At 34.3% G+C, this 15744-nt stretch carries 17 protein-coding genes and 2 pseudogenes; 14 read left to right on the top strand and 5 right to left on the bottom strand.

What is annotated here, in order from left to right; genetic code table 11:
• Window positions 1–89 precede the first annotated feature (89 nt).
• From AC3ANV_RS13800 to AC3ANV_RS13780, 5 genes are all read left to right on the top strand, one after another.
• Window positions 90–263 (top strand): hypothetical protein, encoded by a 174-nt coding sequence (locus AC3ANV_RS13800; protein ID WP_488309350.1) that lies wholly within the window; start codon window positions 90–92, stop codon window positions 261–263.
• 88 nt (window positions 264–351) lie between these two features.
• Window positions 352–990 (top strand): aldo/keto reductase, encoded by a 639-nt coding sequence (locus AC3ANV_RS13795; protein WP_488309349.1) that lies wholly within the window; start codon window positions 352–354, stop codon window positions 988–990.
• Window positions 991–1256: 266 nt separating this feature from the next.
• Window positions 1257–1592 carry a darcynin family protein gene (locus tag AC3ANV_RS13790; RefSeq protein ID WP_488309348.1) on the top strand — a complete coding sequence of 112 codons (336 nt, stop codon included), beginning with the start codon at window positions 1257–1259 and terminating at the stop codon, window positions 1590–1592.
• A 197-nt stretch (window positions 1593–1789) separates the two neighbouring features.
• Window positions 1790–2116 (top strand): antibiotic biosynthesis monooxygenase family protein, encoded by a 327-nt coding sequence (locus AC3ANV_RS13785; protein ID WP_488309347.1) that lies wholly within the window; start codon window positions 1790–1792, stop codon window positions 2114–2116.
• A 254-nt stretch (window positions 2117–2370) separates the two neighbouring features.
• Entirely contained in the window at window positions 2371–2874 is a 504-nt protein-coding gene (locus tag AC3ANV_RS13780; RefSeq protein ID WP_488309346.1) for a DinB family protein, read from the top strand.
• A 666-nt stretch (window positions 2875–3540) separates the two neighbouring features.
• Here the strand turns inward: AC3ANV_RS13780 and AC3ANV_RS13775 are convergent.
• From AC3ANV_RS13775 to AC3ANV_RS13765, 3 genes are all read right to left on the bottom strand, one after another.
• Entirely contained in the window at window positions 3541–4401 is an 861-nt protein-coding gene (locus tag AC3ANV_RS13775) for a tyrosine-type recombinase/integrase (protein WP_488309345.1), read from the bottom strand.
• Window positions 4402–4689: 288 nt separating this feature from the next.
• Entirely contained in the window at window positions 4690–5808 is a 1119-nt protein-coding gene (locus AC3ANV_RS13770) for a tyrosine-type recombinase/integrase (protein ID WP_488309344.1), read from the bottom strand.
• A gap of 1463 nt (window positions 5809–7271) precedes the next feature.
• Window positions 7272–7643 (bottom strand): YARHG domain-containing protein, encoded by a 372-nt coding sequence (locus AC3ANV_RS13765; protein WP_488309343.1) that lies wholly within the window; start codon window positions 7641–7643, stop codon window positions 7272–7274.
• A 32-nt stretch (window positions 7644–7675) separates the two neighbouring features.
• Between AC3ANV_RS13765 and AC3ANV_RS13760 the strand changes: the two are divergent.
• Window positions 7676–7912 (top strand): annotated as a pseudogene (locus AC3ANV_RS13760) (aldo/keto reductase); the annotation flags it as partial.
• A 101-nt stretch (window positions 7913–8013) separates the two neighbouring features.
• On the opposite strand, the gene AC3ANV_RS13755 reads toward AC3ANV_RS13760, so the two are convergent.
• Window positions 8014–8559: a TetR/AcrR family transcriptional regulator gene (locus AC3ANV_RS13755; protein WP_488309342.1), complete on the bottom strand. Its 546-nt coding sequence runs from the start codon at window positions 8557–8559 to the stop codon at window positions 8014–8016.
• 322 nt (window positions 8560–8881) lie between these two features.
• Here AC3ANV_RS13755 and AC3ANV_RS13750 point away from each other — a divergent pair, with 322 nt between their 5' ends.
• From AC3ANV_RS13750 to AC3ANV_RS13735, 4 genes are all read left to right on the top strand, one after another.
• Window positions 8882–9253, top strand: coding sequence for a nuclear transport factor 2 family protein (locus AC3ANV_RS13750; RefSeq protein WP_488309341.1), 372 nt, complete (start codon window positions 8882–8884; stop codon window positions 9251–9253).
• A gap of 26 nt (window positions 9254–9279) precedes the next feature.
• A complete protein-coding gene (locus AC3ANV_RS13745) occupies window positions 9280–10131 on the top strand; it encodes an aldo/keto reductase (RefSeq protein ID WP_488309340.1) in 852 nt (283 codons plus the stop codon).
• Window positions 10132–10195: 64 nt separating this feature from the next.
• Window positions 10196–10657, top strand: a complete 462-nt coding sequence (locus tag AC3ANV_RS13740) for a nuclear transport factor 2 family protein (protein ID WP_488309339.1) — start codon at window positions 10196–10198, stop codon at window positions 10655–10657.
• Between the two features lie 135 nt (window positions 10658–10792).
• Entirely contained in the window at window positions 10793–12016 is a 1224-nt protein-coding gene (locus AC3ANV_RS13735) for a multidrug effflux MFS transporter (protein ID WP_488309338.1), read from the top strand.
• Window positions 12017–12115: 99 nt separating this feature from the next.
• Here AC3ANV_RS13735 and AC3ANV_RS13730 read toward each other — a convergent pair whose 3' ends face one another.
• Entirely contained in the window at window positions 12116–12661 is a 546-nt protein-coding gene (locus tag AC3ANV_RS13730; RefSeq protein ID WP_488309337.1) for a TetR/AcrR family transcriptional regulator, read from the bottom strand.
• Between the two features lie 229 nt (window positions 12662–12890).
• On the opposite strand from AC3ANV_RS13730, the pseudogene AC3ANV_RS13725 reads away from it, so the two are divergent.
• The 4 genes and pseudogenes from AC3ANV_RS13725 (at window position 12891) to AC3ANV_RS13710 (ending at window position 15696) form a co-directional block, all read left to right on the top strand.
• Window positions 12891–13630, top strand: a pseudogene (locus tag AC3ANV_RS13725) (SDR family oxidoreductase).
• A 43-nt stretch (window positions 13631–13673) separates the two neighbouring features.
• Window positions 13674–14504: an SDR family oxidoreductase gene (locus tag AC3ANV_RS13720; protein WP_488309336.1), complete on the top strand. Its 831-nt coding sequence runs from the start codon at window positions 13674–13676 to the stop codon at window positions 14502–14504.
• Window positions 14505–14568: 64 nt separating this feature from the next.
• A complete protein-coding gene (locus AC3ANV_RS13715) occupies window positions 14569–15294 on the top strand; it encodes a dihydrofolate reductase family protein (RefSeq protein WP_488314103.1) in 726 nt (241 codons plus the stop codon).
• Window positions 15295–15327: 33 nt separating this feature from the next.
• Entirely contained in the window at window positions 15328–15696 is a 369-nt protein-coding gene (locus tag AC3ANV_RS13710; protein ID WP_488314102.1) for a nuclear transport factor 2 family protein, read from the top strand.
• Window positions 15697–15744: the final 48 nt, after the last annotated feature.

Raw genomic sequence — 15744 nt, 5'->3', positions numbered from 1 at the left:
GATCTATTTTAACCTTGTTTTCTGCTGGATCAATTTAACTGAAACGAAAATGAGTATGTTGTTTGTAAAACAGTAAGGAGGAAAGGACAATGAACGCTGAGGAAAAGTTAGAAGAATTATCAGACTACATTGCTGCAATGAAAGATTACTATATGAATGTTTTATTAGAAGAAAATACAGATCATAAGAGAGTGTATATTAAAGGGAAGCTAGATGCATTAAGAGATATTAAAAAAAAACGGAATAAGTTGGATAAAGTATGACTCGCCTTACGATGAAAAGTTAAAATCTTAACAGAAGATTGAAGCTTCTGATCTAATTCTTAAAAAATTACAAGTTATTAAAGATAAGTTGGAGCTACAAGAAAAGTTTAATAAAGTTTTTGAGGCGCTTAATGATCTGGTTCGGCAAGGCAAAGTTCGATATCTCGGCTATTCTAACTGGCCAGCTTGGATGGCTGCTCAAGCTCTTCAGATGCAACGTGAACGCGGGTGGGCCACCTTTATTAATGGGCAAATGTACTATTCATTAGTTGGTCGGGATATTGAGCACGATACAATTCCTTTCATGAAAAACAACAATGTTGGATTAACGGTGTGGAGTCCTCTAGCTGGCGGTTTCTTAAGCGGTAAGTATACCCGCAATAATCTGAATGATCCGAATAATCGGCTGAGCGGATTTGATTTCCTTCCGCATGACAAGGAATGGGGCTTTACAATCTTGGATAAGATTCGAGAATTCGCACAAGATCATGGCGCAACTCCGGCACAAGTGTCACTCGCTTGGCTACTGGCACAGACTAATGTAAATAGCGTGCTTGTAGGTTCGAGCAAAGCTTCCCAATTAGAAGCCAATTTAACCGCTGTCGAGCTGAACCTGACATCGGAAGAAATCGAGGTGCTGGAGAAATTGACACGTCCTGTACCGTTGTATCCAAACTGGTTTACGACAATGACTCTTGATTCTCAAGTTGTCGAGGCACTAGAATAATAAAAGCGATCCCGGTTTTCAGTGAAACCCGGGAAAATTTACTCAATAAATGAAGAACAGTGGTCCTAATACATCACTGTTCTTTTTTTATTTTATATCTTTGAAATAAAGTGGTTTTGGATATGAGCTCTTATTCTGCAATCGGGCGCATTTCTGTAACAAGAATTGTGCTCGTTCTTTATGTATTGAGCCATTTAATGGAAGAAAGCTATAGCTTTTATTAGACTGTATATAGAAGGTGAAATTAGTTATGGAGGTGAATAAGAATGAATTATGTTTTTATCGTTTTAGTGGAGTTTTATCCATCTTGGCTTGCCATGACTCGTGAAGAAAGAGGAAAAAGGGCTAATGAGCTAAAAGAAGTTATCTTAAAATACCCTGAAGTACAGGTGCGTTTCTTTGATGCAGAAGCCTTACCTGGAAAAGATTACACAGATATTATTTTTTGTGAAACAAATAATGTTCAAAAGTATCATTATATGTGGGAAGAATTAAGAGATCATCCTGTATATACAGAAGGGCATATGAAGATTAAAAACGTTATTATGGGAATAGAAGATGCCTATAAAAAGTTTGAAGAAGATTTATTTAATAATAACTAAGCATTTTCATCACTTTTTCTTACACAATGGGCGCAAAAATTGAACAACGATTGACTGTTTGAGCAGTCCATTTATCTTGGTCTTTAATCAGTTAAATGGCAGGTTAGTGAAAAAAAGAATATGAAAAATCCTTTAATATAATTTAAAGTGTAAAAGTGAAAATTTACTGAATTAAATAAATTGGGGGGTAACGAAATATGAGTGGTTATGCAAAAACTCCCGAACCACCTTATTATGCAGTGATATTTTCTTCACAGCGTACTGAAGGTGACAACGGTTATGGGGAAATGGCGGATAAAATGGTTGAGTTAGCATCTAAGCAAAAGGGGTTTTTAGGGGTGGAAAGTGCTCGTGATGAAAGATTAGGAATTACCATTTCCTACTGGGATTCTTTAGAATCCATTAAGAAGTGGAAAGAAAACGCTGCTCATAAAGTAGCACAAGAAAAAGGGAAATCAATTTGGTACCAAAATTTCGCCCTCCGAGTGAGTAAAGTCGAAAGACAAAACTTTTTTGAAATGTAATTACTTTTTTATATGTCTTATTCAATTTAAGGGCGCATATCCGGAATAAGGAATAGCGCCCTTTTTTGCATGAAAGGGCCAGATTGTCTCATAACGGATGATGAATATTTTGCTAAAGTAGAAAGGGTTTTTAAAGGCGTGTTAATAACCTTTAGGGTTGCTCAATAAAAAACAAATTAGGTGTAATGATAAAGTAAATTGGTGTATAGTAAAAAGAAAAATTTTCCTTTATATCTAAGGGGTGGGAGGATGCTATGGAAAAGATAGAATATGAATGGGTAAAACAAACACGTCAAATTTTATTAGATCAGTGTAGAGAATTGAATGAAGATGAATTTACTAAAGAGTTTGAATTTGGTTTTCAGAGCATTAGAGATTCTTTAGTCCATGTGGCAGGTTGCTATCATGCATGGTTAGGTTCTTTTGTGCTATCAGAAACATCATCTCCATTATTAACGAAGGAAGTAATTAATAATATGAAGGTAGATGATATTCAACGCTATTATAAACAAGCTGATGAATATGTAGAGAGTGTATTTGAACAATTCAAAAACAAATTTGATGAGTTTATCGAAAAAGAGCCTTCTTGGAGAGCAGGTAGTGGGTTTATAAGAAAAACGCCACATCAATTACTAATCCATTCAATTACTCATGAATCACATCATAAAGGGCAAATTGTAACTATGCTACGTTTACTTGGCCATATACCTAAAAATACAGACATATTGGGGTTGCCTGAAAAGGAATTCGCAAAATAATAATAAGGAAGTCTTCCGCAATAGGGCGCATTACTTGAACAGTCTGGCTACCTTAGCCAGCTGTTTGTTTATTCAACAAAATGGCAGTTTAAATTAATAAGATTTGACTATAAAAATAGAAAATAAATTATAATCAGGATAATTTCGAGACTTTTAGTATTTGTGACGGATTTTTACTAAACGTTGTTTTCCTTATATGTACGTACAGCTTTGACACGTGGGGACTGACTTTTTCTACTCAATATTTTAATAATAACATTAAAACATATATCAACATATATGTCATATGATTTTATATCATATTTCTTATGATATAATTTATCTTTATAATTGTTTTCTATATCATCATTGGTATTAAATAAGCATTAATAAATAGCTAAGTTCGACGGTAGAGTATAAGGTTAACGTCAAGGATCTCTAATGAGTAATTGTTTTTTTAAAAGATAAGGCTAATATTTGCATATCTACGCTCTGAATTTTCAAATAATTATTCTACAACGAAATTAGATGAATGGTTATACGCAAAGAGAAAGATAAATGCGTTACAATGCAAATCTCCAACACACAAAATAAAGGGAAATATGAATTAAATAATGAATTTGTTTATAAAAATATTGAAAATACATTCTAAACACTATTTAATTATACTCTATGAACCACTTAATATTAGGATTCTGACCCAATGTTTCCTTGTATAATGTGCTTTAAATAATTAGAAGCTGTAATTTCCTCTACCCCCATTTCCTTAGCAATTTCTTGTAGGGAATATTTTTTTAAATAAAGATTTAGGGCCATCGCTCTACGTATTGATATTAGAGTCAATCCTGGAGAGTCTTCCCCTAGATAATCTGAAGTTATCGCTCTTAAATGGTTAAGAATAGACATTACCTGAATGGGTCCTTCACATTGATCACTATGTGGTGTAGTGGTAAAAACATATTCACTTTCACTATACATAATCGTTTCACGATAGTGCTCTCGAAAGCATGCGGCTTCTTTACCTCGTAAAGAAATAGAACGACTCTTAAGTTGAATGGTAATAGAATTTTCTTCGAAAACATCTAAAACATCTTCCTTTTTAAAACGAAAATCTGCTGTCTTTAATCCCTTAACCGATAAAAGGAATACAGCTTTTCTCAATTTAGAATAATCTTGGTTGGATAACACCTTCTCCAAAATTGAAAGCATTTCATCATACGTAATGACTATTTTAAGCTCTTTTATCACTTTAAAACGTTTAATTTTTACAGTTGGATCAATGTGTACTTTGTTAATCTCCCAAAGGTAATTGAAAAATGTCTTTATGATTGCTAATTCTTTGTTAACCGTTGAAATGCTTTTATCCCTTTCAAGTTGTTCTTCCAAGTAATTTCTAATGTCAATTGGAGAAATTTGAAAAGGTTCTTTATTAAAAGGATAAGATTTTACTAAATACTTAAAAAATTGATAAACAACTTTCTCATAACTTTTTACTGTCTCTGAACTGTATCCTTTGTCCTCTATATGTCTTATAAATCCATAAGGCATCTTTTTCATCTCCATTTATTTATTAAAAAGAAGATAAACCAAAAGGAAATACCATTATTTAAGTAAAGGGGTACAAATGTACCCTAATAAATTGAAAATTGTTGAAAACCAGCAACTAAGGAATAACACACTATCTTAAATGAATACAAGCTATAAATCAATAATAAATTTAAAAAATGGCAATAAACTTTTATCGCACTTCCTACCATTTAGAGGTCAAAATCACAATATTTTCAATTGAAGGAGGTTTAAACAACAAATAATGGCCTTATATAAATAACCAGTCGATTAAAACAAGTTAACTTTATTTAAATGAAGGTAGGAATTATCTTGGTTGACTCGTTCTAAGTAAATATTCGTTGTGGATATATCCGAATGGCCTGCCCAATCTTTAACAACCGCAAGGGGAACATCATTCTCTAGTAGAAGAGTGACAAATGTATGACGGAACCAGTGAGGAGTTACTTTTAAATTTTTTCCTGCCAGATGAACCGCTTCTTTTACAATTTTATATAAGGCAGGGTATGTTAATCGTTTTTTATTTACAATAGGAACATTTTTATTATATATAGCAAAAAAAAGGGGGCTCGTATCTTCTATGTTTATCTCAACTGATTCGCCCATACTTTTTCGATAGCTAAATAGAATATTTTTGGTTTCTTCCCTTATAGGGATCGACCTCGGCTTATTTCCTTTTCCAATCACATCTGCAAATAAAAAACCTTTACGATTGTAACGAAAACTACCCCAATTTAAACTCAAAAGTTCACTTGCCCGTAGCCCAGTGGTATAGAGTAAATAGCCAATTAGCAAATTTCTCTTCTCCAATTGTTCGCGATTCCTTGCTGCTTTCACAATTTTAGGAAAGAAGGAAATAAGAAATTCCGCATCCTTTTGATTCAATTCCCTCACTTGCACTCGGGTTTGTTCCTCTTCGTGACGAGTTTCTTCTATTATATAGTGTCCTTTTTTAGATACCGGTTTGGAAATCCAAGTGGAAAGGTGAGCTTTATAAAATTGTGTCTCATAGCCAAAGTCCAATAGCCTTCTGAAAAACTCCAATTTCCGTATGGCAGATTTAGTCGCATATTTTTCTTTAATAAATTTGTTATAAGTTTTTACTTCCGGAAAACCAATATCCCGAAAAGAAAGGGAGTGATGGGTTAAAAAAGTAAGCAGCGTTTTGGCATCTGAACGATAGGCTTTAACCGTATGTGGAGAAAGCCGCTTATCTTGTGGAAATACTTTCTCGAGAAAAAACAATTCCAGAAAATCCTGTTCGGATCTATTTTCAAGAGTTAGGTTTCTATTTTTGTCAAGTAACTGTCGGTCTTTAAGGTGATCCTGTAAATATGCTAAGTATTGTTCATCCGTCACATTCTGATTAAGAAGAGTCAAGTAATTCACTTTTTTGACCTCCTAAGGATTAGTTTAAAATAATTATGTTATGTATAGTAAAGATAACACCTACTTATCTTTACTTTTATTTTAACACAGAATATTTGTTCTATCTATATTCTGCCTTCCGGATTTTATTTAAAATATATTCAAAAAGAACAGTTGTAAGAAATTGAAGTGTTGGTAATGTCTGAGATTCGCTCTCAAACGAAATTAAGTTTTATTTCTAATACAATTCCATTCATTTAATAACAGAGCATATAACAAAATAGAGTACAAAGCTGATCCCTTGGAAGGGCATCCTGTAAAGTCTTTTTCTTATTCAATTGATGTATTGATAGTATAAGGAAGGTATCGAAGAGGAGAAATATAATTTATAAACTTATTTGTTTTTTGATTTTAAACAATTTGATAAGTGAGAAAAAAATGTGAGGATGCAGAATGTAATAAGCAGTTTAATAAAGAAGCAATCACCTCTTGATTTAAAGATAAATGATTTTCTTTTTTTGTCTTTCCTGATGTGATTTCAAGAAGGGTACCCGCTGAAATCTCTGAGACCTCTTAAATAGATAAATATCTCATGAACAGTACGAGGACATGTCTTCTCCTTCCCAAAACTATTGATAATGTTTTTAAAATATATTTCAACCAATATGTTAAAACGTAATCATTCCTTATTTTAGGATGTCTGAGATACGCATTTTAACGAAATTACTTTTTCTTTTATGTATAGCTAATCATTTAAATTCGTTGTACGTAAATTATCTAAAAATTACAAGAAGTAGACAGATAATTTCCGCTTATCCTGTGACCGAATAACAATTTGGCTTAAGCCAACGATAAAGTAAATTTTTTTCAGTAGCCAATATATTTAAATGTATAATTTAATAATATTGATGATTGGATCAATAAAATTGTTGATATCCAATATGATAAGAAATAGTATATTAAATAATATGACATATATTTCGTCATATATTTTAATAACTATTGTGAGAAATCAGAAGGATCTTAGAATCTATTATGTAGGTATTTTCAAATCGTTTAGAGTATTAAAGAAATTTTCTTCCAATGAGGTTCCATTATTAGACACTACAAAAGCAGTATTCATGGATATGAAGGGAAACAATAAACAAAAGACCTTGTGATTATTGAGAAGATGTGTTTATTTCTATGTGTGTCTACAAAATATGCCTTATCTAATGTTTCCGTGTATTGCTGGCACCACCTCATCTAGATAACGGGCAATTTCCTTTTAGGCTTTGCTGTTATGAGTTGTGATGGCATTTCCTTTTTTTAACAGGAATCTTATTATCACAAATTGAAGTTTTTTCTCGATGATTAGATTTTTGAATGTTTTTTCGCTCTAGCTGGCAGTCCTTTTCTTTCACCCCCGGTAAAATAAACTAATACGATTAAAACATCTAAAGGATGAAAAAAGATAGAGCCAAATCTTTAAAAAAAGATGCCCATTAAAGACGATCCTCTCTCGCCTTTAAGAGCTTTAAATTCTCTTTTTCTATTTCATTTAAAGAGCTATTATAGGAAGGGTCTGCAACATACCATGATTTACTTGAAAAATATTTTTGCAAACCCGCAGATTTAAATACATACCCATGACGTGCGTAGATTTCATTTCTAGCTAAACGCAGCTGCCCTTTTGTAAGAGTAGCAATGTCTTCTTCACTCAGAGCCCTCTTATCACTATCAGGCAAAATATTATCTGAAGAGGAACTTTCCCTGATATTTTTTTTTGTTGGATTTTTACCATTATTTGGCTGGATATTATTTTCTAAATTATTATTTTTAGATTGATCCATCGTTTTTGTAGTTGCTACATCCATTTTAGGTTCATGCTTATTAAAATCTTTAATGGTATAATAAATCCGTTGCTCAGGTAGTCTTACGTTGGTTAACCCAAAGAGAAATCGTTGTGATTCCGAAGTCGGTTCATAAGGAAAGAATTATCGAAAACTTCAATATTTTTGACTTTGAATTAAGCCATGAGGATATGGAGACGATTGCTAAATTAGATACTAAAGAAAGCTTGTTCTTTTCGCATAGAGACCCAGAAATGGTGAAAGGGCTCAGTAGCTTTAAATTTGAACATTAATACTATTATGCAACAAACAAACCCCCGATTTCCTTATACGGAAAATCGGGGGTTTTATGTTCATATTAACATATGTTGACGGCTAAGACAGAAGGAGAAAATTATAAAATTCTTTCTACCAGTAAACCCACTTGTTCAGCCATAACACGAGGCGGATAAGGCATTTCATTCTTAAACCACCATTCCACAACTTCTACGTAAGCAGCTGCGACAAATCGACGAATTATTTCTTCACTTAATCCCTTATTTTTGCCTTCTTCTGTATTCACCTCACGCTTTAATAGTTCGACTGAAAACTCAAGGTATTGGGCACGAAAATTATTGGCTCCTCCGCCTACCAACATCGTTGAAAAGAATAAATAATTTTCTTCAAAATATTCAAATATTTCCTGTCCTGCAATGATAATGTCCATATCAGACAACTCTTCGAACATTTCTTCCAGTTTGTTAATGTGTTCTTCGATAAGTTTATCAAGCAGATCGAATTTATCCATGTAGTGAAGGTAGATTGTTCTCCTGCTCACATTGGCCTTATCTGCAATATCTTGGAGCGTAATTTGGTCGAAGTGTTTCTCATTCATTAGTTCAATAAGAGCATTTTTTATTGCTTCTTGAGATTTGGCTATTCTTCTATCCACTTTAGTCATCTTGTTGTCCTCCAGGTTTTTTTAATATTACACAGTTTCTTTGAATTCGTGTATTAATTCACGAATCATGTTGAATTGACTATTAACGCCAAAAGGAATTTGAAATATAAAAAGAAAAAAACTTCATGCTATAAAAGAATCAAATTTCTTTAAAGTTAATGAACAATTTGCGTAAATTTGTGCATTAATTCACGAAACTTGATTATTTGACAATTGAATGCAATTCATTTTCATTTTATATTATACACAGATGTGAATAACTACATCAATGCGAATATTTTAAAGGGCTACGTATTATGAAAAGGAGGTTGTAAGTACCAATATGAGTGATGATAAACAAAAAATCCTAGCAGTTTATCAACGGATTGATGATGCAATGGTTAATAAAGATACTAAAGCATTAGATAACATCTTCGATGACGATTATAAATTTGTGCACATGAGCGGTTATCAACAAAGTAAACAAGAATGGCTTAAACAAATAGAGAATAAAGAAATGCGATACTACAAAACCATGCCTCAAAAAACAACAATCACAGTAGATGGTAATACAGCTATTCTCATTCGTGAAACAAAAATTGATGCTAGAATTTATGGCACTAGAAACACTTGGAGTATGAGAGTTGAAATGCATTTTGAGAAACGTGGAGACAATTGGTATCCAGTAAATTCTTCAAAAGCAACGAGTAAATAAAAACAAATGTCGGGGGAGGAATACACATGCAAAAGGTAATTTTAAACAATGGTGTTGAAATGCCAATACTTGGCTTTGGTGTTTTTCAAATTAAAGATGCAAAAGAATGTGAACAAGCGGTTTACGACGCACTTATGGCTGGTTATCGTCTGATTGATACGGCCGCTGCTTATCAAAATGAAGAAGCGGTCGGTAGAGCAATCAAACGAAGTGGCATTCCAAGAGAAGAGATATTTGTTACTACAAAACTTTGGATTCAAGATGCTGGTTATGAAAACACTAAGAAGGCATTCGCAAAATCACTGCAAAGACTCCAATTAGATTATTTGGATTTGTATTTAATTCATCAACCGTATAACGATGTATATGGTTCTTGGCGTGCTATGGAGGAATTGTACCGTGAGGGGAAAATTAGAGCAATCGGAGTTAGCAACTTCCAGATGGATCGTCTATTAGATTTAATGATAAATAATGAAGTTGTTCCTGCTGTAAATCAGGTTGAAGTCCATCCTTTCTTCCAGCAAATCGAAAGTGCTGAATTGATGAAAGAGTACAATGTTCAAATAGAGTCCTGGGGACCTCTTGCTGAAGCCAAAAATAACATTTTCCAGAATGAGATTCTAGTGTCCCTTGCTGAAAAGCATAATAAAACGGTTGCTCAAGTAATTTTACGTTGGTTGACACAAAGAGGAGTCGTGGCAATTCCCAAGTCTATTCGAAAGGAACGAATCATCGAGAACTTCAATATCTTTGACTTTGAATTAAGCAGTGAGGATATGAAGACGATTGCTACGATAGATACGAAAAAAGGCTTGTACCATACAGTCAACGATATTGACCGAGCAAAGATGCTCAATAACATTAAATATGATATTTAATTCTTTTACTAAAACAAAACCAAATGAAAATAGGCAAATGCCTATAAATTAAGGAGGAAGAAACATGACACAAGCAAATTTAGAGAAGCGAATTGAAGAATTAGAAAACGTAAGAGCCCTTAGAGAACTTGTTGATAATTTCTCAATATTGGCGGACGTGAAAGAAGTCTGGAAGCAAACAGAACTTTTTACTAAAGATGCAACTGTAGAATCTTATGTAAACGGAAAGTTAACTTCAAGTTTAAAGGGGACCCAAGAAATAGGAAATGCTTTTGAAGCTTTCCTTGCAAATTTCGAAACCGTTTATCACAGTAATGGTCAACATGTGGTGTCGATAAACGGGAATAAAGCGGAAGGAACTCTCTATTGTCGAGTAGACCTTATTAGTTCCGAAAATGGAAAAAAAATAAATAATTCTTCGGCAGTTTCTTATAAGGATGAATACGTTTATGAAAACGGGCAATGGTTGATTGCTAAAAGAACATCCAATTTTGTATGGAATGAAAGACGGGAATTAAATCAGTAATATTTAAATATAAAAAGGAAATTAAAATAAGCTGCCTAACAAATGGCAGCTTATTACTTGGAATAAAGATGTTCCATCAATGTGCATGAAAAATGTGGAGATCTCAAAGATTACTAAAGAAGGAGATATTGATAAATGGATAATAAGATTAATAAAAATCCTCTAAGATTTGCCTTACTGTTAGCTGTTTTTTGTGCATTAGGGCCATTCACTGTTGACATGTATCTTTCATCATTCCCCCAAATTATGAGGTTTTTTGAAACAAACGCATCCATGGTACAAGCAAGTTTAACATCTGCCTTATTGGGATTAAGCTTAGGGCAGATTGTAATAGGTCCTTTAAGTGATGTTCACGGTCGACGCAAACCTTTGCTATTTTCTATGATTCTATTTCTTATTTCTTCTTTCGGCTGTGCTTCTTCCCCGAATGTAGAAATTTTTATTGGTTTACGTTTCGTACAAGGATTTTCAGCATCAGCAGGACTTGTTATAGCCCGTGCGATTATTCGTGATTTATATAATGGAGTTGAATTAACTAAGTTTTTTGCACTTCTTACGACGATTACCAGTGTTACCCCATTACTTTCACCACTTGCAGGAAGTGCCGTCATTTCTTTCACTTCATGGGTCGGTGTGTTTATCCTTACAGGGATTGTAGGAATATACTTAACCACCATGACAATCTGGAAAGTGAAAGAAACATTACCAGAAGAGCAGCGTGTCTCAAGTAATTTTAAAGAGTTATTGAAAAACTATAAAACCTTGATTCAAGATAGAAAATTCATGGGTTATGGTCTTGCATCTGGCTTTTTATTTGCTGGCTGTTTTGCTTACATTTCAGGAAGTCCTTTTATTTATCAAAAGATTTACGGTGTTTCCCCTCAAATATTTTCACTACTATTCGCTTTGAATGGAATTAGTTTAATGTTAGGAGCTCAGTTAGTAAAACGACTAGCAGGAAGGATGACTCCGCATAATATTTTTCTGATTGGACTGTCATCTTCTTTTATTTTTAGTCTTTTAGTTCTTATTGTGGTTTTGTCTCACGGACCGTTAGTGGCACTAGTTATCTCACTTTTCTTTTCCAATGTATCTTTAGGAATTGTAGGTCCGATTTCTTTTACATTAGCAATAGAATCGCAAGGGCACATTGCAGGGAGTGCTTCGGCACTGTTAGGGATTATGCCATTTTTATTAGGATCCATTACTTCGCCACTAGTTGGCATAGCTGGTGAATATTCTGCCCTACCACTAGGAATCATTATTTTTGCAACCAGTTTGTTGTCCGTTTTCATTAACTTAGTACTCATTAAAAACGGCAAAACTGTGTCTTCATCTGAAGGAATGAAGTTGGATTAATTGCTCTCAGTGTAAATGAAAAGTATTAGAAAAAGGCTAGGTATTCACATTTCCTAGCCTTTTTTGTAAAGTTTTTTATTCTTCATTGTATAAAATTTATTATAGATTCCTCTCTAGCAAAATCCCCACTTGTTCGGCCATGACTTCAGGTGGATAAGGCATCCCATTCGTGATCCACCATTCCACAATTCCAACATATGAAGTGACAATAAATTGAAGAAGAACATCTTCATTTAATTCATGGTTCTTTCCTTGTGATGTATTGACTTCATCCTTGAACTCTTCGACGAGAAACTCACGGAACTGACTACGAAAAGAAGGAGCTCCCTTACTCTTTAACATCGTTGAAAAGAATAAAAAGTGACTTTCAAGGTATTCGAACCAAGGCAGATTTGCATCTTTATATTCTGCAGCGGAGGTTGCTTCGCAGATTTCTCCCATTTCGTTAATATGTTCTTCAATCAGCTTATCCAGCAGATCAAACTTATCCACGTAATGAAGATAGATGGTTCCTCGGCTAACATTTGCTTGATCGGAAATGTCCTGAATGGTAATGTCATCGAAATTTTTTTCAGCCATTAGCTCAATCAAGGCTTTTTTTATGGCTTCTTGGCTTTTGGCTATTCTTCTATCTACTTTAGGCATTTTAAGGTTCACCAAACTTTCTTAAAAGATAATGAACAATTTTAATTGATTTGTTCAAAACTAAACAAATTGCGTTGAATTAACAATTGTAGGCATCTTATATCTGTTTATAATTATAGACAGATGTTCAATTATGTATCAATATTAATTTTTTATACTAGCATCAAAGTAAATTACCTTCGGAATGATAAAGGTAAACACTTTGTATTAAAGAAAGGATTGTCTTGGTATGTCTAATATTCAAGAAAAAGTTGTCATATTCACGGGTGCTTCTAGTGGGATTGGCGAGGCTACTGCAAAGGAACTTGCATCTAAGGTGCGAAATTGGTTTTAGCAGCTCGTCGTGAAGATAGATTAAATAAATTGCAAGAAGAGATTCAAAATAATGGCGGGCAAACAATCTATAAAGTAACCGATGTGACTTCTCATGAACAAATGGAAGAACTGGCCGAATTGGCACTTAAAGAGTTTGGGAAAATTGATGTGTTAATAAACAATGCAGGAGTCATGCCACATTCATTTCTTTATAAGAAAAAAGTGGATGATTGGAACAAGATGATAGATGTAAATATCAAGGGAGTGCTTTATGGGATTGCTGCAGTTCTTCCCACGATGAGGGAACAAAAATCAGGTCATATTATTAACGTTTCTTCTGTAGCAGGACACGCTGTAGGAGCTGGGAGTACTGTCTATGCTGGAACGAAGCATGCTGTACGTGCAATTTCGGTAGGCCTTCGTAAAGAAGAAGCTGCAAATAATATTCGTTCCACCATTATCTCACCAGGAGCAGTTGCGACTGAATTAACAAATTCAATCACAGATATGGACCTGAAACCAGTTATCGATAAAATTTATGAAGGTGCGATTGATTCTGATTCAATAGCCCGAGCCATTGCTTTTGCTATTGAACAGCCAGCTGATGTAGCGATTAATGAAATGATTATCCGTCCAACCTCACAGGAACGGTAAGACCATTATAAAGTAACTAGAATAAAAGTAAGGAGGACATACAATGAAAGAAGTTGTACTTTGGACTGGTGCTGGACAGATTGGCATGGCGATAGCTAGAAGAATCGGTTTTGGTAAGAAAATTATTGTTGGTGATAAGAACCTAGATAATGCCAAGGCTATTGCAAAAATTATGAAAGAAGCGGGATTTGATGTGGTACCTGTGGAAACGGACATTTCTTCCAGAGAATCTATTTTAAATTTAATTACAGAAGGTCAGAAGTATGGGGAAATCACTGCTCTTATCAATGCAGCTGGCGTGTCACCTAGTCAGGCACCTATTGAAACCATTTTGAAGGTGGATTTGTACGGAACTGCAGTATTGCTGGAGGAAGTAGGAAAGGTTATAGCTCCTGGAGGAGTTGGAGTAACAATATCTAGTCAGTCTGGACATAGAATGCCTCAATTGGGAGTTGAAATTGATGAACAACTAGCAACGACACCAACTGAAGAACTCCTTAGTTTGGAAATCCTTCGGCCAGAAAATATCAAGGATACGTTGCACGCTTATCAAATGGCGAAACGGTGCAATGTAAAGCGTGTTATGTTTGAATCTATACGCTGGGGAGAAAAAGACGCTCGTATCAATTCCATTTCTCCTGGGATTATCGTAACGCCACTCGCTATAGACGAGTTCAATGGTCCAAGAGGAGAGTTCTATAAGAATATGTTTGCCAAGTGCCCTGCCCGACGACCAGGAACAGCTGATGAGGTTGCAAATGTGGCTGAGCTGCTGATGATGCCGCAGGGAGCTTTCATCACAGGGGCTGATTTCCTTATTGCTGGTGGAGCGACGGCTTCCTATTTTTACGGACCACTAAAACCAGCAGAATAATGAAAGGAATCTCAAAATGCTGCCTAATTAGAAAAGTTGGAAAGCTGAAGAAGGGGTAATGACATTGGAAAGACCATATATAATCTGTCACATGCTAACTTCATTGGACGGAAAAATCATTGGTGATTACTTGAAAGTGGAACGAGCAGCATATTTTACAGACGAATACGAAAAAATTCATGGATGGTACGGATGTAAAGCATGGATGTGTGGCAGGGTTACCATGGAGGAACACTTTACTTTCGGAAATAAATTAGATTTTGAACAAGAAAACATAGAAACAATCCCTAGAATTGATTACGTAGCAAATAAAGATGCTAAAACATATGTCACAGCAGTAGATCCAACTGGGAAATTAGGATGGACAGAAAATTCACTAGCACCATGGAATGAGCACAGAACGGAGGACCACATAGTAGAAGTCCTTACAAAGCAAGTATCCGATGCATACTTGGCTCATCTGAAAAAGATAGGTATTTCTTATATTTTCGGCGGAAAAGAACGATTAAACTTTAGTCTAGTAGTAGAAAAGCTAAAAAAGTTATTTTCCATCGATAAGTTAATGTTAGAGGGCGGAGGATTTCTAAACGGCTCTTTTTTAAATGAAGGGTTAATTGATGAATTGAGCCTCGTCTTAGTTCCAATTGCAGATGGTGCATCTAATTCTGTGACGCTATTTGAAACAAGTTCTTATCTAAATAATACACAACCAGTAAATTTCTTTTTAAAGGATATAGAAAAACTAGACGATGGTGGTTTATGGATCAAGTATGTAACGAAACGGGATTAAAATCCCTTATGAGGAGGGTTGAGAGTAAAAAAAATGAGTGAAGATAAACAAAAAATTCTAGCAGTTTATCAAAGAATTGATGAAGCAATGGTTAATAAAGACACTATAGTATTGGATAACATCCTTGATGACGATTATGTATTAGTACACATGACTGGTTATCCTCAATCTAAGCAGGAATGGCTTGAACAAATAGAAAATGAACAAATGAAATACTTCAAAACCATGCCCCAAAAAACAACAATCACAATAGATGGTAATACCGCTATTCTCATTTGTCATACAAAAATTGATGCTAGAATTTATGGTTTCAGAAACACTTGGAGTATGAATATGGAAATGCATTTTGAGAAGCATGGAGACAATTGGTATCCAATAAAAGCTATAGCAACCAGTAAATAAAAACAGAAATAATAAGGATTTGGGCCAAAAAATATAAGAAAGTAGGAA

This window comes from Neobacillus sp. DFD-2R, assembly GCF_057747865.1.
This window is presented reverse-complemented; position numbering and strand designations above follow the sequence as displayed.